A 22,531-nucleotide genomic window follows, 5' to 3' on the forward strand; every position below is an offset into this window, starting at 1 on the left:
GCCTGGTCGAGCAGGCCGGCTACTCCGGCCCGGTGGGTTGTGCGTTTCCGTCGGTCATCAAGAACGGGACCGCGCAGACCGCGGCGAACATCGACCCGTCCTGGATCGGTACGTCGGTCGAGGCCGCGCTGTCCGAACAGCTGGGCGGGCTGGCCGTCCGGGCGGTCAACGACGCCGACGCCGCCGGTATCGCGGAGCTGCGTTTCGGCGCGGGCCGAGGGGTCGGCGGCGTGGTGGTCATGCTGACCGTCGGCACCGGCATCGGGTCGGCCGTGTTCCTCGACGGGACGCTGGTGCCGAACACCGAGCTCGGCCACCTCGAGGTGGACGGGCACGACGCCGAGACGCGGGCATCGGAGACCGTGCGAGAGCAGGAGCAGCTCAGCCACAAGCACTGGGCGCGGCGGTTCAACCGTTACCTCGAGGTGCTCGAAGCGCTGCTGTGGCCGGACCTGCTCATCATCGGCGGCGGAGTGAGCAAGAACCCCGACAAGTTCATGCCCTTGCTCGAGGCGCGCGCCCCGATCGTTCCGGCTCAGCTCGCCAATGCGGCGGGCATCATCGGAGCGGCGCTGACCGTCAGCCCGTGAGCCGGTCGAGCAGCTGCGCTCGCCGGGCGGGACGGCCGCTGCGCTGCTCGGCTCGGTCGGCCGATCCCATCAGCGCCGTCATCCCGCGCACTCCGAGCCAGCGCAGCGGTTCGGGCTCCCAGCGTCGCCACTGATGGCCGACCCAGGGAAGGTGCGTGCGGTCGGTGTCGCGCTCGAGCACCAGGTCGGCGAGCGTGCGGCCGGCCAGCGCGGTGCAGGCCACCCCGTCGCCCACGTAACCGCCGGCCCAGCCCAGGCCGGTCTGGCGGTCGAGGGTCACCGACGGCATGAAGTCGCGGGGCACGCCGATGACGCCGCCCCAGCGGTGCGTGATGCGGGCCTGACCGGTCTGGGGGAGCAGCTCTCGCAGCGTGCGTTCGAGCTCGGCGTAGGTCCGATCGTGGCCGGCGGTGCCGCCGGTCCGCGAGCCGAACCGGTACGGCGCCCCCCGGCCGCCGAACACGATGCGCCCGTCGGCCGTGCGTTGCGCGTAGATGATCAGGTGCCGCTCGTCGTTCAGCGTCTCCCGATCGCGCCAGCCGATGCGCTCCCACACTTCGGGCTCGAGTGGCTCGGTCGCGACGATCAGTGACCAGACCGGCGCGAGCAGCCGGTGGGTGGCGGGGATGTCGGCGGTGTAGCCCTCGGTCGCGCGGATGATCGTGCCGGCGCGCACGGTGCCGTGCGGTGTCACGACCCGGCCGGGGTGGATGGCGGTGGCCGAGGTGCGTTCGAAGATGCGCCCGCCCTGCGACTCGACGACGCGCGCCAGCCCGCGCACCAGCCGCGCCGGGTGGATCGCAGCGCAGTGCCGGGTGTAGCTCGCACCGTCGACCCCGGCGGCTGCCACGCGAGCGCGAGCCTGTTCGGCGTCCAGCCAGGTGCCCGCGTGGTCGCGGTCGGCGCGCAGCCGGGTCACCTGTGCGGCGCCGCGGGCGAGGCTCAGCGTGCCGCCCTTCGCGTAGTGCGCGTCGACGGCGTACTCGTCGCACCAGGCGCCGACGTCATCGACCGTGCGCTGCAGAGTCGCCTCCATGCGCCGCGCCGCGTCTGCTCCGTGCTCCCTGGCCACGCGCGACCAGGAGGCGGGAAACAACGCCGAGCACCAGCCGCCGTTACGACCCGAGGCGCCCCACCCGGCGATCTCCCGCTCGATGACCGCTACATGCAGGCTCGGCTGGTGGCGGAGCAGATGGTGCGCGGTCCAGAGGCCGGTGAACCCGGCGCCGACGATGGCGACGTCGACGTTGCGGTGTCCGGGCAGTGCGGGCCGGGCGGTGAGGTCGTCGCCGCAGTTCTCCAGCCAGAGCGAGGGGAGCTTCATCACCGGTACCAGGTCTCGAGGTACGCCGGCGGCTCGCCGCCGCGATCGGTGACCGGCGGGTCGGCACGCAGTCGCAGCGGCACGACGCCCGCCCAGTTGCTCCAGCCCGCGTCGTCGTCGATGAAAGCGGGCGGGCTGTCGCTGACCTTGACCGACCACTCCTCTATCGGGATCGCGATGACCGACGTCGCGGCGAGCTCCTTGCGGTTCGGCGGGCGGGCCTCCGCGCGCCGGCCGGGCAGCAGGTGGTCAGCCAGCACGTCGAGGGCGTGCCGCTTCGCGTCCCCGGTCAGTGCGGCTCCGGACCCGAGCACGACCGCGCTGCGGTAGTGCATCGAGGACTCGAACAGCGACGTGGCGACGACGAGCCCGTCGAGCACGGTGACGGTGACGCACGCCGGCGCGCCCGCGCCGAGGGCTCGGAACAGCCGGCTGCCGGTCGAGCCGTGCAGGAGCAGGTGATCGCCGTCGCGGGCGTAGCCACACGGCATCACGAACGGCTGGCCGTCCGTGGCGATGCCGACGTGGGCGACGACGCTGGCGTCGAGGACTGCGTCGAGCGTCGTGCGGTCGTAGACGGCCTTCTCCGGAAGACGTCGTACCCGCGTGCGCGGGCTGCTCGCCCGTTGCGTTGCCATGATCTACAGGTGCGACCACGCCTCGGTGAGGACTGCGCGCAGGACCTGCTCGATCTCGTCGAACTCGGCCTGCCCGCAGATCAGCGGCGGTGAGAGCTGGATGACCGGATCGCCGCGGTCGTCGGCGCGGCACACCAGACCGGCCTCGAACAGCGCTCCGGACAGGAATCCGCGCAGCAGCCGCTCGCTTTCGTCGTCGTCGAAGGTCTCCTTGGTGGTCTTGTCCTTGACCAGCTCGATCCCGTAGAAGTAGCCGTCGCCGCGGATGTTGCCGACGATCGGAAGGTCATAGAGCCGCTCGAGGGTCTCCCGGAAGGCCGCTTCGTTCGATCGGACGTGCTCGAGCAGTCCTTCGCGCTCGAAGATGTCGAGGTTCGCAAGCGCGACCGCGCAGGAGACCGGGTGACCGGCGAAGGTGATCCCGTGCAGGAAGGACCGCTCGCCGTGCAGGAAGGGTTCCATGATCCGGTCGGACACGAGCATCGCGCCGATCGGCGCGTAGCCGCTCGTCATTCCCTTCGCAACGGTGATGATGTCCGGCTGGTAGCCGTAGCGTGCGGAGCCGAACCAGTGGCCGAGCCGGCCGAACGCGCAGATGACTTCGTCGCTCACCAGCAGTACGCCGTACCGGTCGCAGATCTCCCTGACGCGGGCGAAGTATCCGGGCGGCGGCGGGAAGCAGCCGCCGGAGTTCTGCAGCGGCTCGAGGAAGACCGCGGCGACCGTCTCGGGCCCTTCGCGCAGGATGGCCCGCTCGATCTCGTCCGCGGCCCACTGGCCGAACCTGTCGAGGTCGTCGCCGTGCTCCGGCGCGCGGTAGAAGTTCGTGTTCGGGACCTTGACACCGCCCGGTGCGAGTGGCTCGAACATCGGCTTGATCGCCGCCAGACCCGTGATCGACAGCGCGCCCATCGTCGTGCCGTGGTAGGCGATGTCACGGCTGATCACCTTGTAGCGGGTGGTCTCGCCGATCGTGCGGAAGTACTGCTTGGCGAGCTTCCATGCGCTCTCGACGGCCTCGCTGCCGCCGGTCGTGAAGAAGATCCGGTTGATGTCGCCGGGCGCGTAGTTCGCGAGCCGCTCGGCGAGCTCGATGGCGGCCGGGTGGGCGTACGACCACAGCGGGAAGTAGGCGAGCTCGGCGGTCTGCTTGGCGGCCGCGTCGGCCATCTCCTGCCGGCCGTGCCCCGCCTGCACCACGAACAGGCCGGACAGCCCGTCGAGGTAGCGCTTGCCGTGGGAGTCCCAGACGTAGGCGCCTTCGCCGCGCTCGATGATCGGCACTTCGTGCTCGGCGTACGACGACATCCGCGTGAAGTGCATCCACAGGTGCCGGCGGGCCGCCGCTTGCAGGGCAGCGGCGTCTTGGTGGGTTGTGCTCATCGAGTGCCCCAGGTGTAGGTCTGTTTGGCCAGCTTGAGATAGACGAAGGTTTCCGAGTCGCGAACCCCCGGCACGGTCCGGATCGCGTTGTTGAGCAACGACAACAGGTGCTGGTCGTCGTTGCAGACCACCTCGACCAGGAGGTCGAACGAGCCCGCGGTGACGACGACGTAGTCGACTTCGGGAAGCGCGGCGAGCTTGTCGGCGACCTCGTCGAGATCGCCATCCGCGCGCACGCCGACCATGGCCTGCCGGGTGAACCCGACCTGAGTGGGGTCGGTCACGGCCACGATCTGCATGACCCCGGAGTCGAGCAAGCGCTGAACCCGCTGGCGGACGGCGGCCTCCGAGAGCCCCACCGCACTGGCAATCGCGGCATAGGACCGGCGGCCGTCCGCCTGCAGCTGCTCGATGATCGCCCGATTGGCGTCGTCGAGCACGGTCGTCAGCGCTGGCATGCCTCGACTGTGCCGTCGCGGCGCGGGCTTTGCAAGCGAATCCGTGGAGAATTCGTGTTTTTGCTGCGGATTCCCTTGCTGAAGGCGCGTTGCGATGCCAGAGTCAGCCCTATGGCGCGGCCGGAGGCACATAACGTGATAGGTGGTGAACAGTCCGGCGCCATCGACGGGCGAACCACCGAGGTCATCGATCCCACCACCGGCGAGGCCTACGCCTCTGCCCCGCTGAGCGGTTCCGCGGACGTCGAGCGCGCGCTCGAGGCGGCGGAGAAAGGCTTCTCGGTCTGGCGCGACGCGACGCCGGCCGAGCGTCAGGTCGCGCTGCTCAAGCTTGCCGACGCGATCGAGAGCCGGGCCGACGAACTCGTCGACATCGAATGCCTGAACACCGGAAAGCCACGCGGGCTGACCCGGTCGGAGGAGATCCCGCCCGCGGTCGACCAGATCAGGTTCTTCGCGGGCGCCGCGCGGATGCTCGAGGGCCGGTCGGCCGGCGAGTACATGACCGGCCACACCTCGATGATCAGGCGCGAGCCGGTCGGGGTGTGTGCCCAGGTCACGCCGTGGAACTACCCGATGATGATGGCGGTCTGGAAGTTTGCGCCGGCGATCGCCGCCGGCAATGCGATCGTCCTGAAGCCGTCGGACACCACGCCGATGTCGACGGTCTGGATGGCAGACCTCGCCCAGGAGTTCCTGCCGCCCGGCGTGTTCAACGTGATCTGCGGCGATCGCGACACCGGCCGGGCGCTGGTGAGCCATCCGACCCCTCGGATGGTGTCGATCACCGGAAGCGTCCGAGCCGGGCGCGAGGTAGCGATCGGCGCGGCTGACGACCTCAAGCGCGTACATCTAGAACTCGGTGGCAAGGCACCGTGCATCGTGTTCGACGACGCAGACGTCGAAGCGGCCGCGGCCGGCATCTCCATGGGTGGCTACTTCAACGCCGGCCAGGACTGCACCGCCGCGACCAGGGTGCTGGCCGGACCGAAGGTGCATGACGACTTCCTGGACGCGCTCACCGCGGCCGCGAAGGGTCAGACCACCGGAGGTCACGACGTCGAGGCAGACTTCGGCCCGCTCAACAACGCCAACCAGCTCAAGCGGGTGAGCGGGTTCATCGAGCGGGCACCGAGCCACGCCTCGGTGCGCACCGGCGGCGAGCGGGTCGGCGAGAAGGGGTACTTCTACGCACCAACGGTCGTCGCCGGGTTGCAGCAGGACGACGAGATGATCCAGGACGAGATCTTCGGGCCGGTGATCACGGTGCAGCGGTTCTCCGACGAGGCACAGGCGCTGGAGTGGGCCAACGGTGTGGAGTACGGTCTCGCGGCGTCGGTCTGGACCAAGGATCACGGGAGGGCGATGCGAATGTCGCGACAGCTCGACTTCGGCTGTGTCTGGATCAATACCCACATCCCCTTCGTGTCGGAGATGCCACACGGTGGGTTCAAGCACTCGGGCTACGGCAAGGACCTGTCCATGTACGGCTTCGAGGACTACACCCGCATCAAGCACGTCATGAGCAGTCTCGGCGAGTGAGCACCGACCTGAGCGAGGCCCGCCCCGACGACCGGTCGGAGACCGCCGCTGCTGCCATCGAGCTGGTCGGCGTGGCGAAGGAGTTCGTCAGCCAGAAGGACTCGGTTGCGGCGGTCGACCACATCGACCTCACCATCCACGAAGGCGAGTTCTTCTCGATGCTCGGCCCGAGCGGCTGCGGCAAGACGACCACGTTGCGGATGATCGCCGGCTTCGAGGAGCCGACCAGCGGCAAGGTCCTGCTCTACGGCACGGACGTCACCACCACGCCGCCGAACCGCCGCGACGTCAACATGGTCTTCCAGAACTACGCGCTGTTCCCGCACATGACGGTCGCGCAGAACATCGCCTTCGGCCTCGAACGCAAGGGCGTCGGCAAGTCCGACGTACGCAAGCGGGTGGCCGAGTCCCTCGAGCTGGTCGAGCTGACCGGGCGGGAGCGCCGCCGCCCCAAGGAGCTCTCCGGCGGTCAGCAGCAGCGGGTCGCGCTCGCGCGCGCGCTGGTCAACCACCCACGCGCTCTCTTGCTCGACGAACCGCTCGGCGCGCTGGACCTCAAGCTGCGGCAGAACATGCAGATCGAGCTGAAGCGGATCCAGCGCGAGGTCGGGATCACTTTCGTCTACGTCACGCACGACCAGAGCGAGGCGCTGACGATGTCGGACCGGCTCGTGGTCATGCGCGACGGCAAGATCGAGCAGCTCGGCACGCCGCGAGAGCTCTACGAGCAGCCGGCGACCCGCTTCGTCGCGGGCTTCATCGGAACCTCGAACATCCTGCACGGCATCGTCGAGTCGGTCGGCGCAGCCGGCGCCGTCATGCGCACCTCCGAGGCCGAGTCGGTCGTCATCCCGCTGCGTTCGACCGCCAGTTCCGGCCAGACGATCGCGGCGACCGTGCGACCGGAGAAGATGACGATGTCGCTGTCGAGGCCGGCCGACGGCTGCGCCTTGCGGGCGACGGTGAGCGAGGTCGTCTACCTCGGCACCTCGACGAACTTCACCGTCACGACCCTGCTGGGGGAGCTGGTCGTCTACCAGCTCAACGCAGGGGAAGACCTGATTGCGCCCGTTCGCGGCGACGAGGTCTGGGTCGGATGGGCACAGCAGAACGCGTACCAGCTCTTCGACGCCGAACCCTCCGAGGAGGCCTCCGATGACGACGACTGAACCCGGCCCGAACGTCCTGCGCCTCGGACGCCGCGACCTGCTCAGATATGCCGGGCTCGGCGCCGGGATGGCGACCCTCGCGGCCTGCGGGGTCAGCGGCGAGGGGAAGAAGCAGGCCACCGGCACCAACCTGCAGAAGCAGATCAAGGACTACTGGACCGGCAAGAAGAAGACCGGCGAGGTCAACTGGGCCCAGTGGCCGCTCTACATCGATGTCGGCAAGAGCAAGGGCGATCACCCGTCGATCGACCAGTTCACCGCCGCAACCGGAATCAAGGTCAACTACAGCGAGGTCATCCAGGACGACGACACGTTCTTCGCCAAGGTCCAGCCTTCGCTGTCGGCGGGCCAGTACTCCGGCTACGACGTGGCGGTCATCACCAACGGCATCGACTTCACCCGCTTCCTCGAGCTCGGGCTGTTCATCCCGCTCGACCACGCGTTGATGCCCAACTTCGAGAAGTACGCCGACCCGACGTACAAGAAGTCCGCGTACGACCCGGGCAACGTCTACAGCGTGCCGTGGCAGTCCGGGATCACGGGGATCGCGTACAACACCAAGAAGGTGCCGAAGCCGATCACCAGCTACTGGGATCTGTGGGACCCGGCGCTGAAGGGCAAGGTCGGCATGTTCGCCGACAACGAGGACCTGCCGAACCCCTGCCTGGTCGCGATGTTCGGCGACCCGCAGAAGACCGGCCCGACCCAGTGGAAGCAGGCCGCGACCAAGCTGACCCAGCAGCGCAAGGCCGGCATCGTCCGGCAGTACTACCAGCAGAACTACATCAACGCCCTCAGCACCGGTGACGTGTGGGCCTGCCAGGCCTGGTCCGGTGACATCTTCCAGGCGCTCGAGTCGGGCGCCAAGGACCTGAAGTTCATCATCCCCAAAGAGGGTGCGGTGCTCTGGACCGACAACATGACGCTGCTCAAGGAGAACCGCAATCCAGTCTCGTCGATGATGTTGATCGACTGGTACTACCGGCCGAAGATCGCCGCAGAGGTCGCTGAGTACGTGAACTACATCACGCCCGTGCCGGCCGCGAAGCAGTTCATCCAGGCAGACGCTGACAAGGCGAGCGGTTCGAACAAGACGACCCTCGAGCAGATCGCGAACAGCGAGCTGGTGTTCCCGACCGCGGCCGACTACAGCAAGCTCTATCGCTACCGGACCCTCAACAACTCCGAACTCAACACCTGGAACAACATCTTCGAGCCGATCTACCAGTCATGATCGCTCGGCTGCGTGCGGCCAGCGGGCCTTACTTCTCCGTCCTTCCGGGCGGGCTGTGGCTCGCGATCTTCTTCGTGCTGCCGATGTTCGTGATGATCTCGTTGTCGCTCGAGACCGGGAACCTGATCAACGGCTTCACGTTCACCTGGCACTTCGCGGCCTACTCGCACATGCTCTCGCTCTACCACGACCAGCTGCTCCGCTCGCTGTGGTACGGCGTGGTCGCCACGGCGTTGTGCGTGCTGCTCGCCTACCCGATGGCGTACTGGATCGCGTTCTTCGGCGGCCGGGCGAAGTCGACGTACCTCTTCCTCGTCCTCCTGCCGTTCTTCGTCACCTTCGTGCTGCGGACGGTTGCCTGGCAGTTCCTGCTGGGTGACCAGGGGCTGATCCTCGGCTGGCTGAAGGACGCGGGGATCGTCTCGCAGAACTTTCACGTCCTCGCGACCTCGATCGCCGTCATCGCCGGGCTGGTCTACAACTACCTGCCGTTCATGCTGCTGCCGATCTACGTCGCGCTCGAGCGGATCGACCCGAGCCTGCTCGAGGCGGCGAGCGACCTTTACGCCACCCGCCGGCAGACCTTTCTGCGCGTGGTTTTCCCGCTCACGGTCCCCGGCATTTTCGCCGGCGTGCTGCTGACGTTCGTCCCCGTCGCATCGGACTATGTCAACGCGTCGATCCTCGGCGGCACCGGCCAGACCATGATCGGCAACATCATCCAGACCCTCTATCTCACCAACGCCGACTACCCGGATGCCTCGGCGCTGTCGATCGTGCTCATGGCGATCCTGCTGATCGGCATCTTCATCTACGCCCGCGCGCTCGGCACCGGAGACCTGCTCGAGGCGGCGGCCGCATGAGGCGGTCGTAGTGGCCGCCGGTGCGCGGGCGGCGGGTGGCCGGGTCAGCGCCCGGCTCATGCAGGCCTACACCTGGCTGATCATCTTCTGGCTGATGCTGCCGATCTTCGTGATCATCGCGTTCGGCTTCAACAACACGAAGGGCAAGTTCAACTACACCTGGCAGGGCCTGACGCTGCACTGGTACCGCACGCTGTTCGCGATACCGGACCTCACCAACGCGCTGGTCAACTCGATCACGATCGCCTTGCTCGTGACGGCGATCTCGGCGCTGCTCGGCACGCCGATGGGTTTCGCGCTGGGCCGGTGGCGGTTCCGGGGTACGACGGTCACCGAGCTGACCCTGTTCTCGAACATCGCGGCGCCCGAGATCACGCTGGCCACCGCGCTGCTGTCGTTGTTCATCACCGCGAACATCCCGCGCGGCTACTGGACGATCGTGATCGCGCAGGTGATGTTCGACATCGCCTATGTTGCGGTCACCGTACGCGCTCGGATGGCAGGCTACGACGTGCACCTCGAGGAGGCCGCCCGGGACCTGGGCGCCGGCCCGTTCACGACGTTCCGGCTGGTCACCCTGCCGCTGCTGCTGCCCGGCATCATCGCCGGTTGCCTGCTCGCGTTCGCGTTGTCCATCGACGACTTCGTGATCACCCAGTTCAACGCCGGCCAGACGCTGACCTTCCCGCTCTGGGTGTTCGGTGCGACCCGCCTGGGGGTTCCGCCACAGGTCAACGTCATGGGCACGCTGATCTTCCTCGGCGGTGTGCTGATCGCGATCACGAGCGTGATCCTTGCCCGCCGGCGCACTTAACCTCTACGGATGGTCAGCTACTGGCTCGACCGCGACCTGTCGGATCCGCGGCCGCCACTGACGGGGGACGGCCACGCCGACATCGTGATCATCGGCGCCGGCTTCACCGGGTTGTGGACCGCGATCGAGCTGCTCGAACGAGCCCAGCCGCTCTCCGTCGTGATCTGCGATGCGGATGTGGTCGGGTACGGCGCCTCCGGCCGCAACGGTGGCTTCCTCGACCCGTCCTTGACGCACGGCTTGCTGAACGGCATCAAGCACTTCCCGGACGAGATCGCACACCTCGACGTCCTCGGCGTCGAGAACTACTCGCGCATGACCAAGGCGTTTGCCGACTATGGCATCGACGCGGACTACGAGCCGGTCGGGAACATCGAGGTCGCGACCCGAAGGCATGAAGTGGACGGGCTGGCCGAGTGGGCCGACGCGGAGCGGCAGTACGGGCATCGCGCGGAGATCCTGGACCGCGACCAGACCCGTGAGCTGCTCAACTCGCCGATCGTGCTCGGTGCGGTGAAGCGGCCCGATGCAGGGGGAGTCCTCGACCCCGCGAAGCTCTGCCACGGTCTGGCCCGAGCAGCCGAGGGACTCGGCGCCGTCATTCACGAGCACACCGGTGTGGTGTCGGTCGGCCGGTCCGGCTCCCGGCTGGCGGTGCGGACCGACCGCGGAACACTGCAGTGCGAGCAGGTCGTGCTTGCGACCAACGCCTACAGCGGACGGGTGTTGCGGCGTACCCGCCGGCACTTCGTTCCTGTCTACGACTACGTCCTCGTATCCGACCCACTCACCGAGGACCAGCGTCGCTCGGTCGGCTGGTCCGGCCGTGAGGGCATCTCCGACTCCGGCAACCAGTTCCACTACTTCCGGCTGACGAAGGACGATCGCATCCTGTGGGGCGGCTACGACGCGGTCTACTACCCGGGCGGTCGGGTCGGCCCGCGCTACGACGACCGGCCGGAGACCTTCACGGTCCTCGAGGCGAACTTCCGCCGGATGTTCCCGCAGCTTGCGCGGCTCGGCTTCCCCTATCGTTGGGGCGGCCCGATTGCGACCACCAGTCGCTTCACCCCGGTCTTCGGTACGGCGATGGGCGGGCGGGTCGGCTATGCGCTCGGCTACACGGGGCTCGGAGTCGCGACCACGTGCTTCGCGGCGCGGATCCTCGCCGACATGCTGCTCGACCCGGGATCGGACCTGTTGATGCTCGACTACGTCCGCAAGGCGCCGTTCCCGTTCCCGCCCGAGCCGTTGCGCACCGGAGTGGTCGCTGTGACCCGGCAGGCGCTCGCCCGCGCGGACGAGCGGGAGGGGCAGCGCGGCCCGTGGCTGCGGATGCTCGACCACATGGGAATCGGCTTCGACTCGTGATCGGGGACCGGTGATGGCGACCTTCCTGTTCTTCCCCGAGGCGGCATTCGGGCCGACCAACAACTGCGCGGGCATCGGGCAGGCCCTGCTGCGCCGCGGCCATCGCGTCGTGTTCGTGGTCGAGGAGTCCTTCGCCGGGACGCTCGAGGCACGCGGGTTCGAGGAGCGTCTGGTGCAGCTCGCGCCGCCGCCGGACCAGCCGCAGGCGCCCGGGCAGTTCTGGAAGGACTTCGTCCGCGAGACCTCGCCGATCTTCCGGCGGCCGACCATCGAGGCGCTGGCCGGCTTCATCAAGCCGACGTTCGAGGCGCTGTGCGACGGAGCGCGCTACGTCGACGCGCGGTTGGCGGACGTGCTCGCCGAGGTGGATCCCGATGTCACCGTTGAGGACAACGTCGTGTCGTTCCCGGCGATCCTCGCCCGTGGGCGGCCCTGGGTGCGGATCATGTCGTGCAACCCGTTGGAGATCCCCGACCCCGACCTGCCGCCGGTGTTCTCCGGCTACCCCACCGACGACCGGACACAGTGGGGCGAGTACCGGATCGAGGCGGAACGCGTGCTCGGTCCGCTGCACGAGGAGTTCGACCACGCCTGCCGCGACCGCGGCGCGCCGCCGCTGCCCCGCGGGGAGTTCATCCATACCTCGAGCTACCTCAACCTTTCGCTGTACCCGGAGGAGCTCGACTATGCGCGTTCCCAACCGTTGCCGGGACCGTGGCAGCGGCTGCCGGCCAACGTCCGGGAGAGCGAGACCGGCTACGACGTGCCGGCCGACCTCGGCGACCCGGGACTGCCGCTGGTCTACCTGAGCCTCGGTTCGCTGGGCAGTGCCGACCTCCCGCTGATGCGGCAGCTGGTCGACGCGCTCGGTCAGCTCGACTGCCGGGTGATCGTGTCCAAGGGGCCGCTGCACGACCAGCTGGAGCTGCCGCCGGGCATGACCGGCGCGGAGTACCTGCCGCAGATCGCGGTGCTGCCGCAGGTCGATGCGGTGATCACTCACGGCGGCAACAACACGGTGACCGAGTGCCTGTACTTCGGCAAGCCGATGATCGTGCTGCCACTGTTCTGGGACCAGCACGACAACGCCCAGCGGGTGCACGAGACCGGCCTCGGGGTTCGCCTGTCGACCTACGAGGCCGGCGCCCGAGAGCTCGGCGCCGCGCTGGATGCGGTGCTGAAGGATCCCGCCCGTGCCGGCCGGTTGTGGGACATTTCCGAGCGACTCTCGGCCACGCCGGGGACCGAGCGGGCGGCCGATCTGTTGGAGGGGGTGGCGTCATGACGAGGGTGCCGATGTTCGGTCCGGACCTGACGTTTCTAGGGGTCGACCGATGCGACCTCGACGATGCGGCGTCCTACGCCGGCGCCGACATCGTCATCTTGGGCGCGCCCTTCGACAGCGGTACGTCGTACCGCTCGGGCGCACGCTTCGGCCCGATGGCGATCCGGTCGACCGACTACCTGCCGCACGACGGCTCCCGGCCGCACATCGGCCTGCGCGTCGACGCCTTGCAGGACCTGCGGGTCGTCGACGCCGGCGACATCGAGATGCCACCGACCGACACCGAGCTGTCCCTCCGCCGGCTCGAGGACGCCGTGGCCGCGGTGGCGACCGCGGGCGCCATCCCGGTGATCCTCGGCGGCGACCACACGATCGCCTGGCCGGACATCGCGGGAGTCGCGCGTCATTTCGGCGCCGGCCGGGTCTCGGTCGTGCACTTCGACGCGCATGCCGACACCGGCGAGGAGCAGTGGGGTTCGCTCTACGGCCACGGAACGCCGATGCGACGGCTGATCGAGAGCGGCGCGGCGCGCGGTGACCGCTTCCTGCAGGTCGGGCTGCGCGGCTACTGGCCGGAGCCACCCACCCTCGCGTGGATGGCCGAGCAGGGGATGCGCTGGTTCGAGATGACCGAGGTGGTTGATCGCGGGCTCGACGAATGCCTGGACGAGGCCGAGTCGATCGCGGTCGACGACTGCGACGGCGTCTTCCTCTCGATCGACGTCGACGTCGTCGACCCCGGCATGGCGCCGGGCACCGGTACGCCGGAGCCGGGTGGTCTGACCGGTCGTCAGCTGCTCGACGCGGTGCGCCGGCTGGCGATCAACCTGCCGGTCGTCGGGCTCGACGTCGTCGAGGTCGCGCCGGCTTACGACACGGCCGACGTGACCGCGATGCTCGCGAACCGGGTCGTGCTCGAGGTGCTCTCCGGCATCGCCGTACGCCGGCGGAAGGCCTAGCCCGCCGGCCTAGTGCGGAGCCTCGTCGACGCCCTCGACAGGAGTCGGGCCGGTGGGCTCGTCGTACTCCGGTGGCACCAACGGCATGTCCGCGGCGACGTCGTCCCTGCCGATCTGTGGCGGGAAGCCGGCCGGCACGCCGGTGGTCTCCGGCACCAGCGTCGGCGTGTACTTGTTCAGCACCTCGCCCCGGAAGAACGCCGGGCGGGCGATGCCGTAGGTCACCATCGCGATGAGGCCGATGAGTCCCGCTCCGACGACGAGCACGGCGACGCCGCCGATCGCCCAGTGCGGCGGGAAGGTCATCTGCCAACCGGTGAAGCTCGCCTCGGTCGGGTTGTAGTGCTTCGCGTACGGGTTCAGCCAGTCCAGGTAGGCGCTCCAGCCCATGACGATGAACAGGATGACGCCGCCGGTCACCGGGATGATGCCCTGCATGAACAGGTCGCGGGGATTGCTGAACAAGGTTTTGCGGTACCACCACGCGCAGGCGAATCCGGTCGTGCCGTAGTAGAGCGCGATGAACACGCCACATGCGGTCACCGAGTCGCTGATCACCTCACCGTGCGAGAGGTAGTTCATGATCACGTACAACACCGCGGAGATCAGGCCCATCGCGACCGTCGAGTTGGTCGGGGTCAGGTGCCGCTTGTGAATCTTGGCGAACGTTGTGGGGATCGCCCGGTAGACCGCCATCGCGAGCGAGGTCCGCGCGGTCGGCAGGATCGTGGTCTGAGTCGATGCCGCGGCTGAGCTCAGCACCATGAGCAGCAGCAGCTTGACGCAGATCGTGCCGATCGCGGAGTGGCCGAACACCGCTCGCCCGAGCACGTTGAGAACGTCGTTCGAGTGGTTGGGGTTCCCGAGCCCGATCCCGTGGGCGCCGACGCCGGCGAAGGACTGCGCGGCCAGGATGACCACGGCGTAGATGGCGAGCAGCAGGATGGTCGAGATGACGGCCGCGCGACCCGGGGTCTTCGCCGGGTCCTTGGTCTCCTCGTTGACCGTCACCGCGGTGTCCCAGCCCCAGTAGATGAAGATCATGAGGATCAGGCCGGCGACGAAGGCCGACACGCTGGGGATGTTGAACGGGTTGAACCAGCTCCACGACGGGTCGACGTGGGTCGGCCCGGCGTGACCGGTGCCGACCTTGATCAGGGCGACGGTGGCGAAGACGACCAGCATCCCAGCCTCGATGGCGAGCAGGCCCTTCTGCATGTTCGCCGAGACCTCGATCCCGCGGTAGCAGATGTAGGTCATGAGGGCGATCCAGAGCAGGCCGATCAGCAACACCCATCCGCTTGCCGCGTTGTCGCCGATCTTGTCCGCGCCGAAGAGGAGAAACACGTACTGGCCGGCGATCTGCGCCAGGCTGGCCATGATCAGGATGTCGGAGGCGATGATTCCCCAGCCGCCCATGTACCAGCCGGCCCGCGGGCCGAACATGCGGGTCGCCCAGGTGAAGGTCGTGCCGCAGTCAGGGTCCTGCTTGTTCAGCTCGCTGTAGCCGACCGAGATCATCCACATCGGGATGAAGGCGAGGACCGCCACGATGGCGGATTGCAGCCCGACGAAGGCCACGATGAAACCGAGCGTCGCCGCCAGGCTGTAGGCCGGTGCGGTCGACGCGACGCCCACCACGACGGTGGACCACAGGCCGAGCGTGCCGCCCTTGAGACCCTTGCCGGTCGGCGCCTCGGATTCGGTGATCGCGGCTGTCATCGACTGCCCCTCCCCAGGTGTGTAGCAAAGGTTCTCGCATCAATCGCGGCGGTTGGCAAGGGTTTCCGTCGAAAATGGCCCCCGTAACCTCGTATTCCGTCGAGCCGGGCGCTAATGTGCGCGGATGCGTGTAGTCATTGTGGGGTCCGGCGGCGTCGGTGCGGCCGCGGCCCGGATCGCGGCCCGCCGTGAGTTCTTCTCCGCTGTCGTCCTCGCGGACTACAACGACGCCGCCGCCCGCAAGGCCGCCGAGTCGACCGACGACCCGCGTTTCACCGGGGTACAGGTTGACGCGAGCGATACCGCTGCCGTTGCCGAGCTGCTCCGCGCGACCAAGGCCGATGCGGTCCTCAACGCGTGTGACCCGCGCTTCGTCATGCCGATCTTCGACGCCGCCTTCGAGACCGGTACGACGTACCTCGACATGGCGATGTCCCTGTCGCACCCGCATCCGGACGAGCCCTATGCGAAGACCGGCGTCATGCTCGGCGACGAGCAGTTCGCGAGGGCAGAGGAGTGGCAGAAGCGCGAGCTGTTCGCGCTCGCCGGCATCGGCGTCGAGCCGGGCCTGTCCGACGTGTTCGCCCGCTACGCCGCGGACCAGCTGTTTTCCTCGATCGACCAGCTCGGCGTCCGGGACGGCGCTGATCTCGTCGTCGACGGCTACGACTTTGCTCCGACGTTTTCGATCTGGACCACCATCGAGGAGTGCCTGAACCCGCCGGTCATCTGGGAGAAGGGTCGCGGCTGGTTCACGACCGCGCCGTTCAGCGAGCCGGAGGTCTTCGACTTCCCCGAGGGGATCGGTCCGGTCGAGTGCGTGAACGTGGAGCACGAGGAGGTTCTCCTCATGCCTCGGTGGATCGATGCCAACCGCGTGACGTTCAAGTACGGCCTCGGCAACGAGTTCATCCAGGTGCTCTCCACGCTGCACAAGCTGGGGTTGGACTCGGTCGAGCCGGTCGAGGTCGGCAGCACTGCCGTCTCTCCCCGAGACGTCGTGGCGGCCTGCCTGCCGAACCCCGCAACCCTCGGCGACAAGATGCGCGGCCGGACCTGCGCCGGGACGCTGGTCACCGGCACCGGCAAGGACGGCAACCCGCGCGAGGTCTACCTCTATCAGGTCGCCGACAACGAGACCTGCATGCGCGAATGGGGCTCGCAGGCAGTGGTGTGGCAGACCGCGTTCAACCCGATCGTGGCGATGGAGCTGATCGCGGCCGGCACGTGGTCGGGTGCCGGAGTCCTCGGACCAGAAGCGTTGGACCCGCAGCCGTTCCTCGATCTGCTGCCGGACTACGGCGCGCCGTGGGGAATGGTCGAGCGCACCCCGGCCTGAGCTCGTTCGGCTACTGCGTCTGCTGGGCGAGCGCCTTGTCGAGCACGCCCAGTGCATCGTCGAGCAGGTCGTCGGAGATGACCAGGGGCGGCAGGAAGCGCAGCACGTTGCCGTAGCTGCCGGCGGTGAGCACGAGAACGCCCTCGGCGTGGCAGGCCGCTGCCACTCGCTTCGTGAGGTCGGCGTCGGGGGTGATGCCGTCGGTGCCGACGAGCTCGATCGCGATCATCGCGCCGCGCCCTCGGACGTCGCCGATCGCCGGGTACGACGCCTGCAGCGCGCCGAGTCGGGTGGTCATGAGCTCGCCGATCGCCTGCGCTCGGGCGAGCAGCCCGTCCTTCTCGATGGTGTCCAGCGCCGCGAGTGACGCCGCGCACGACACCGGGTTGCCGCCGAACGTGCCGCCGAGCCCGCCCGCATGCACCCGGTCGACGAGCTCGGCGCGAGCGGTCACGCCCGCGATCGGCAGGCCGCCGCCGAGGCCTTTGGCGGTCGTGACGATGTCCGGGACGATCCCGTCGTGCTCGCTGGCGAACCACTTGCCGGTGCGCGCGATGCCGCTCTGGACCTCGTCCGCGACGAGCAGCGCGCCGTTGTCGGCACACCAGGCGGACAGGCCCGCCAGCCAGCCCGGCTCGGGAACGATGAAGCCACCCTCGCCGGCGATCGGCTCGACGACGATGCAGGCGATGTTCTCGGCGCCTACGGTCTTCTCGATCCAGGCGATCGTCGACGCCAGGTCGCCGGTCCCGCGGAACGGATAGGAGTACTGCGCCCGATAGACCTCGGGTGCGAACGGTCCGAAGCCCTGCTTGTAGGGCATGACCTTGCCGGTCAGTGACATCGCGAGCAGGGTCCGGCCGTGGAAGCCGTGATCGAAGGCGACGACCGCGCCGCGCCCGGTGGCGTACCGCGCGACCTTCACCGCGTTCTCGACCGCCTCGGCGCCGGAGTTGACCAGGTAGGAGCGCTTCTCGTGGTCGCCGGGCGTGAGCGTGTTGAGCCGCTCGCAGACCTCGACGTACGACTCGTACGGCGTCACCTGGAAGCAGGTGTGGGTGAACCGCTCGACCTGCTCCTTCACGCCGGCGACCACGCGCGATGCGGCCGAGCCGACCGTGGTCACGGCGATGCCGGCGGCCAGGTCGATGAACCGGTTGCCATCGGCGTCCTCGACGATCCCGCCCTGTGCGCGCACCGCGAACACCGGGAGCGTCGTGCCGACTGCGGGCGGCAGCGCCGCCGCGCGACGAGCCATCAGCTCCTGGGACTTCGGGCCGGGAACGGAGGTGACCAGCCGGCGCTGCTGAGGGACCGCGAAGGACTCGGATGACTCGCTCATGATCACCACGATATGCCGATCCGGACCTCAGCGATCCCTCAGCCGAGGGGCGACAATGGAGGGGTGAGGCGTGACGTCGTGGTGCTCGGCTGCACCGGATCGGTCGGCACCCAGGCGCTGGATATCGTCCGCCGTTCGCCGGACCGGTTTCGGGTCGTCGGCCTCACCGCGGGCGGCGGCCGCGCCGAGCTGCTCGCCCAGCAGGCGCTCGAGTTCGGCGTCGATGTGGTGGGCGTCTCGCGGGCGGAGGCGATGGAGGACCTCCAGCTCGCGTTGTACGCCGAAGCGCAGCGGCGGGGGTTCAGCCGGGGGGAGTTCGCGCTCCCGAAGCTGCTCGCCGGCGGCGACGCCGCCGAGCAGGTGGCCGGCTGGCAGTGCGACATCGTGCTCAACGCGATCACCGGTTCGATCGGCCTCGGACCGACGCTTGTCGCGCTCGACGCGGGTCGCACCCTCGCGCTCGCCAACAAGGAGTCCCTGATCGCCGGCGGCCCGCTGGTGACGTCGCGTGCGGCGCCCGGGCAGATCGTTCCGGTCGACTCGGAGCACTCGGCGATCGCGCAGTGCCTGCGATCCGGCGCGCACGCCGAGGTCCGCCGGCTGGTCCTGACCGCGAGCGGCGGTCCGTTCCGCGGCAAGGCACGCGACGAGCTGCACGACGTGACGCTCGCCGAGGCGCTGGCGCACCCGACGTGGGACATGGGTCCGGTGATCACCGTCAACTCGGCCACGCTGGTCAACAAAGGACTCGAGCTGATCGAGGCGCACTGGTTGTTCGACATCGACTACGACGACATCCACGTCGTGGTCCACCCGCAGTCGGTGGTCCACTCGATGGTCGAGTTCATCGACGGCTCGACCATCGCCCAGGCCAGCCCGCCGGACATGCACCTGCCGATCGCGCTGGCGCTCGCGTGGCCGGACCGGGTCGACGGCGCCGCGGGCGCGGTCGACTGGTCGACTCCGTCGGCGTGGACCTTCGAGCCGCTGGACAACGAGGGTTTCCCCTCGGTCGAGCTCGCCCGGGCGGCCGGGAAGGCCGGCGGCACCGCACCGGCCGTCTACAACGCCGCCAACGAGGAGGCACTGGCCGCCTTCGTGGCCGGCCGGCTGCCGTTCCTCGGGATCGTCGACACGATCGAGAAAGTGCTGGGTTCGCAAGAAGGGCTCACGCCGCTGACCTCCGTGGCCGATGTAAAGGAGGCAGAGGCCTGGGCACGGCGCCGGGTCCATGAGCTCGTGGCGAAGGAGTCCGGCGGGTGAGCTACGCGATCGGCGTCATTGCCTTCTCGCTGGCCTTGTTGCTCTCGGTGATGCTGCACGAGGCCGGACACTTCGCGACCGCGAAGGCCTTCGGCATGAAGGCGTCCCGCTTCTTCGTCGGGTTCGGCCCGACGCTGTGGTCGTTCCGCCGCGGCGAGACCGAGTACGGCATCAAGGCGATCCCGGCCGGCGGCTTCGTGAAGATCGAGGGTATGACCGCCCTGGAGGAGATCGACCCCGCCGACTCCGACCGCGCCTTCTACAAGCAGCCCGCGGGAAAGCGCACGATCGTCCTGTGCGCCGGGTCCTTCGTGCACTTCATCATCGCGATCGTGCTCGTCTTCGGCATCCTCGCGACGACCCACGAAGACCCGATCCGCGGCTACTTCTCCGTGGCTCAGGTGAGCCGATGCGTCACGGGCAACCCGAGCGGAACGTGCACCGCGTCCGACCAGCGTGCGCCCGCGCTCGGCAAGCTGCGCCCGGGCGACGTACTCGTCAGCATCGACGGCCAGCCGATCAGCTCGTCCGGGGACAACTTCGTGAACGTCCTCCGCTCGCACGCCGACCAGCCGGTGTCGATCGTGGTCCGGCGTCAGGGCGTGCTCACGACCGTGCGCCTCACGCCGAAACCGGTTGTGGTGGGCGGCCGGACCGAGGGACGGATTGGGGTCGTCGACGAGGAGAACGCCGCACGGGTCAGCTTCGCCGCGGCGTTCGGCCGGACCTTCGGCGTGCTCGGGGACTTCATCAAGTCGACAGGAACCGCGATCGGCGGCCTGCCGCACGAGGTCGCCCAGATCGTCGAGGGCAAGCCGCGCGGCCAGAACGGTGCCGCGAGCGTCGTCGACGTCGCCCGGGTCAGCGGCCAGATCAGTGCCTCGGGCGCCACGCTCGGTGAGAAGGTCGCCTCGCTGCTGCTTCTCGTCGCCGAGCTGAACCTGTTCGTCGGGCTGTTCAACATGCTGCCGCTGCTCCCGCTCGACGGCGGTCACGTCGGGATCCTGGCCTTCGAGGAGGCCCGCAGCCGGCTCTACCGCGCCATCGGGCGCCGCGACCCGGGTCGCGTGGACATCATGAAGGTGCTGCCGCTGACCTACGCTGTGGTTGCGGCCTTCGTTGGGCTGTCACTGATCCTGCTCTACGCCGGGATCGTGAACCCGATCCGCCTGCAGTAGGAGAAGAAGCGTCTGACATGACTTCGGTCTCACTCGGAATGCCCGAGCTGCCACCACCTTCGCTCGCCCCGCGCCGGGCGTCCCGTCAGATCCAGGTCGGCTCCGTGCCGGTCGGCGGCGGCGCTCCGGTCAGCGTCCAGTCGATGACGACGACGAAGACCACCGACATCGACGCCACGCTCCAGCAGATCGCCGAGCTGACCGCATCCGGCTGCCAGATCGTCCGGGTGGCGGTGCCGAGCCAGGACGACGCGGAGGCGTTGCCGGAGATCGCGAAGCACTCGCAGATCCCGGTGATCGCAGATATTCACTTCCAGCCGCGCTACATCTTCGCGGCGATCGATGCGGGCTGCGCCGCGGTGCGGGTCAACCCGGGCAACATCAAGGAGTTCGACGGGCGGGTGCGCGATGTCGCGCTGGCGGCCCGGTCGGCCGGCATTCCGATCCGCATCGGGGTCAACGCCGGCTCGCTCGACAAGCGCTTCCTCGAGAAGTACGGCGGCCCACGCGCCGAGGCGCTCGTCGACAGCGCGCTGTGGGAGTGCTCGCTGTTCGAGGAGCACGACTTCCACGACATCAAGATCTCCGTGAAGCACCACGACCCCGTGGTCATGATCTCGGCGTACCGGCTTCTTGCCGAGCGCTGCGACTACCCGCTGCATCTCGGTGTCACCGAGGCCGGGCCGCTGTTCCAGGGCACGATCAAGTCGGCGGTCGCCTTCGGGGCCCTGCTCGCGGAGGGGATCGGCGACACGATCCGGGTGTCGCTGTCCGCGCCACCGGTCGAGGAGGTCAAGGTCGGCATCGCGATCCTCGAGTCGATCGGCATGCGTGACCGCCGGCTCGAGATCGTCTCGTGCCCGTCGTGCGGGCGCGCGCAGGTCGACGTCTACACCCTCGCCGAGCAGGTGCAGGCCGGGCTCGACGGCATGACCGTGCCGCTGCGCGTCGCGGTCATGGGATGCGTGGTCAACGGCCCGGGCGAGGCTCGGGAAGCAGACCTCGGCGTCGCATCGGGCAACGGCAAGGGCCAGATCTTCGTCAAGGGTGAGGTCATCAAGACCGTCCCCGAGTCCCAGATCGTCGAGACCTTGATCGAGGAAGCGATGCGGATCGCCGAAGACATGGAGACCGCTGGCAGTGCCCCCGGCGAGCCGAGCGTCTCGGTCGGATGACCGTACTGCGGGGCGCCACGGCCGTCGACGGCGGTTTCGTGCGTGTCCTGGGCGACCGCGACGTGCCGCGTGCGCTCGAGCTGTTGGGCCGTGACCCGGTCGCCAACGTCTTCGTGACCTCCAGGATCGACGCGGTCGGCCTCGATCCTTCCCGGCTCGGCGCGCAGGTCTGGGGCTATGGCCGCGAAGGTGGGCTCGACGCGCTCTGCTATGCCGGCGCGAACCTGATCCCGGTCGGGGGGGACCCGACTGCGCTCGAGGCGTTCGCGCGCCACGGCGTTCGCCAGGGCCGCCGGTGCTCGTCGATCGTGGGGCCTGCGGGGGCGGTCGCCGCGCTGTGGGAGGTGCTCGGCCCGGCTTGGGGCCCGCCGCGCGAGGCGCGGTGGCGCCAGCCGTTGATGGTCACGACCGCCAACCCCCAGGTCGCACCGGACCCGGAGGTCCGCCGGGTGCGCCCGGACGAGCTCGAGCTCCTCATGCCGGCCAGCATCGCGATGTTCACCGAGGAGGTCGGTGTCTCACCGACTGTCGGCGACGGCGGCGCCGCGTACCGGGCCCGGGTCCGTGAGCTGGTCGCTTCCGGCCGGGCGTTCGCGCGCTTCGACCGCAACCGGGTCGTCTTCAAGGCCGAGGTTGGCGCGGTGACACCTTCGGCCTGCCAGGTGCAGGGCGTCTGGGTGGATCCCGAGTTGCGCGGGCGAGGACTGTCGGTCGCGGGGATGGCCGCGGTGGTGACGGCCTGCCTGCGTGATGTCGCGCCCGCCGTCTCGCTCTACGTCAACGACTTCAACGAGCCCGCCCGCCGCTCCTACGAGCGGGTCGGCTTCGGAGAGATCGGAACTTTCGCCTCGATCCTCTTCTGATCCGTCTGCCTCGATGGCA

The 22,531-nt window shown here is 68.8% G+C and carries 20 protein-coding genes; 14 read left to right on the forward strand and 6 right to left on the reverse strand.

Annotated features, from left to right (window positions below):
- Positions 1-590, forward strand: a 590-nt coding sequence (locus tag VME70_08380) for an ROK family protein (GenBank protein HTW20210.1), incomplete at its 5' end; no start/stop codon positions are given.
- Here VME70_08380 and VME70_08385 read toward each other — a convergent pair.
- From VME70_08385 to VME70_08400, 4 genes are read right to left on the reverse strand one after another with little or no spacing between them, the layout of a single operon-like run.
- Positions 580-1,914 (reverse strand): FAD-binding oxidoreductase, encoded by a 1,335-nt coding sequence (locus VME70_08385; protein ID HTW20211.1) that lies wholly within the window; start codon positions 1,912-1,914, stop codon positions 580-582. The two genes, VME70_08380 and VME70_08385, sit on opposite strands and share 11 nt — an antisense overlap.
- A complete protein-coding gene (locus VME70_08390; protein HTW20212.1) occupies positions 1,914-2,552 on the reverse strand; it encodes a pyridoxamine 5'-phosphate oxidase family protein in 639 nt (212 codons plus the stop codon). Before VME70_08390 ends, VME70_08385 begins: the two co-directional genes overlap by 1 nt.
- A 3-nt stretch (positions 2,553-2,555) precedes the next feature.
- Positions 2,556-3,935 carry an aspartate aminotransferase family protein gene (locus tag VME70_08395; protein ID HTW20213.1) on the reverse strand — a complete coding sequence of 460 codons (1,380 nt, stop codon included), beginning with the start codon at positions 3,933-3,935 and terminating at the stop codon, positions 2,556-2,558.
- Positions 3,932-4,393, reverse strand: a complete 462-nt coding sequence (locus VME70_08400) for an Lrp/AsnC family transcriptional regulator (GenBank protein ID HTW20214.1) — start codon at positions 4,391-4,393, stop codon at positions 3,932-3,934. Before VME70_08400 ends, VME70_08395 begins: the two co-directional genes overlap by 4 nt.
- A 111-nt stretch (positions 4,394-4,504) precedes the next feature.
- Between VME70_08400 and VME70_08405 the strand changes: the two genes are divergently transcribed.
- From VME70_08405 to speB, 8 genes are all read left to right on the forward strand, one after another.
- The gene (locus tag VME70_08405) at positions 4,505-5,935 is read left to right on the forward strand and encodes a gamma-aminobutyraldehyde dehydrogenase (protein ID HTW20215.1); all 1,431 of its coding nucleotides are present in this window, start codon (positions 4,505-4,507) and stop codon (positions 5,933-5,935) included.
- A gap of 71 nt (positions 5,936-6,006) precedes the next feature.
- Positions 6,007-7,104, forward strand: coding sequence for an ABC transporter ATP-binding protein (locus VME70_08410; protein ID HTW20216.1), 1,098 nt, complete (start codon positions 6,007-6,009; stop codon positions 7,102-7,104).
- A complete protein-coding gene (locus tag VME70_08415; protein HTW20217.1) occupies positions 7,091-8,338 on the forward strand; it encodes a spermidine/putrescine ABC transporter substrate-binding protein in 1,248 nt (415 codons plus the stop codon). Before VME70_08410 ends, VME70_08415 begins: the two co-directional genes overlap by 14 nt.
- A complete protein-coding gene (locus tag VME70_08420; GenBank protein ID HTW20218.1) occupies positions 8,335-9,201 on the forward strand; it encodes an ABC transporter permease in 867 nt (288 codons plus the stop codon). The genes VME70_08415 and VME70_08420 overlap by 4 nt, the downstream gene beginning before the upstream one ends.
- Positions 9,202-9,211: 10 nt before the next feature.
- On the forward strand, positions 9,212-10,015 hold the full coding sequence (locus VME70_08425) for an ABC transporter permease (GenBank protein ID HTW20219.1): 804 nt from the start codon (positions 9,212-9,214) through the stop codon (positions 10,013-10,015).
- A 9-nt stretch (positions 10,016-10,024) separates the two neighbouring features.
- A complete protein-coding gene (locus VME70_08430; GenBank protein HTW20220.1) occupies positions 10,025-11,386 on the forward strand; it encodes an FAD-dependent oxidoreductase in 1,362 nt (453 codons plus the stop codon).
- A 13-nt stretch (positions 11,387-11,399) separates the two neighbouring features.
- Positions 11,400-12,671 (forward strand): nucleotide disphospho-sugar-binding domain-containing protein, encoded by a 1,272-nt coding sequence (locus VME70_08435; GenBank protein HTW20221.1) that lies wholly within the window; start codon positions 11,400-11,402, stop codon positions 12,669-12,671.
- Positions 12,668-13,630 (forward strand): agmatinase, encoded by a 963-nt coding sequence (gene speB / locus VME70_08440; protein ID HTW20222.1) that lies wholly within the window; start codon positions 12,668-12,670, stop codon positions 13,628-13,630. The genes VME70_08435 and speB overlap by 4 nt, the downstream gene beginning before the upstream one ends.
- A 9-nt stretch (positions 13,631-13,639) precedes the next feature.
- On the opposite strand, the gene VME70_08445 is transcribed toward speB, so the two are convergent.
- Positions 13,640-15,352: an APC family permease gene (locus VME70_08445; GenBank protein HTW20223.1), complete on the reverse strand. Its 1,713-nt coding sequence runs from the start codon at positions 15,350-15,352 to the stop codon at positions 13,640-13,642.
- Between the two features lie 124 nt (positions 15,353-15,476).
- Here VME70_08445 and VME70_08450 point away from each other — a divergent pair, with 124 nt between their 5' ends.
- Positions 15,477-16,691, forward strand: coding sequence for a saccharopine dehydrogenase C-terminal domain-containing protein (locus VME70_08450; protein ID HTW20224.1), 1,215 nt, complete (start codon positions 15,477-15,479; stop codon positions 16,689-16,691).
- Positions 16,692-16,701: 10 nt separating this feature from the next.
- Here the strand turns inward: VME70_08450 and gabT are convergent, their stop codons facing one another.
- A complete protein-coding gene (gene gabT, locus VME70_08455) occupies positions 16,702-18,033 on the reverse strand; it encodes a 4-aminobutyrate--2-oxoglutarate transaminase (protein ID HTW20225.1) in 1,332 nt (443 codons plus the stop codon).
- A gap of 12 nt (positions 18,034-18,045) precedes the next feature.
- Here gabT and dxr point away from each other — a divergent pair, with 12 nt between their 5' ends.
- Genes dxr through VME70_08475 form a run of 4 tightly spaced genes read left to right on the forward strand, consistent with a single transcriptional unit; the run spans position 18,046 to position 22,512 of the window.
- On the forward strand, positions 18,046-19,296 hold the full coding sequence (dxr, locus tag VME70_08460) for a 1-deoxy-D-xylulose-5-phosphate reductoisomerase (GenBank protein ID HTW20226.1): 1,251 nt from the start codon (positions 18,046-18,048) through the stop codon (positions 19,294-19,296).
- Positions 19,293-20,474, forward strand: coding sequence for a site-2 protease family protein (locus VME70_08465; protein HTW20227.1), 1,182 nt, complete (start codon positions 19,293-19,295; stop codon positions 20,472-20,474). Before dxr ends, VME70_08465 begins: the two co-directional genes overlap by 4 nt.
- A gap of 17 nt (positions 20,475-20,491) precedes the next feature.
- Positions 20,492-21,649 carry a flavodoxin-dependent (E)-4-hydroxy-3-methylbut-2-enyl-diphosphate synthase gene (ispG, locus tag VME70_08470; GenBank protein HTW20228.1) on the forward strand — a complete coding sequence of 386 codons (1,158 nt, stop codon included), beginning with the start codon at positions 20,492-20,494 and terminating at the stop codon, positions 21,647-21,649.
- Positions 21,646-22,512 (forward strand): GNAT family N-acetyltransferase, encoded by an 867-nt coding sequence (locus VME70_08475; GenBank protein ID HTW20229.1) that lies wholly within the window; start codon positions 21,646-21,648, stop codon positions 22,510-22,512. The genes ispG and VME70_08475 overlap by 4 nt, the downstream gene beginning before the upstream one ends.
- The last annotated feature ends 19 nt before the right edge of the window (positions 22,513-22,531 follow it).

This window comes from Mycobacteriales bacterium (assembly GCA_035504215.1).
Taxonomy (GTDB): domain Bacteria; phylum Actinomycetota; class Actinomycetes; order JAFAQI01; family JAFAQI01; genus DATAUK01.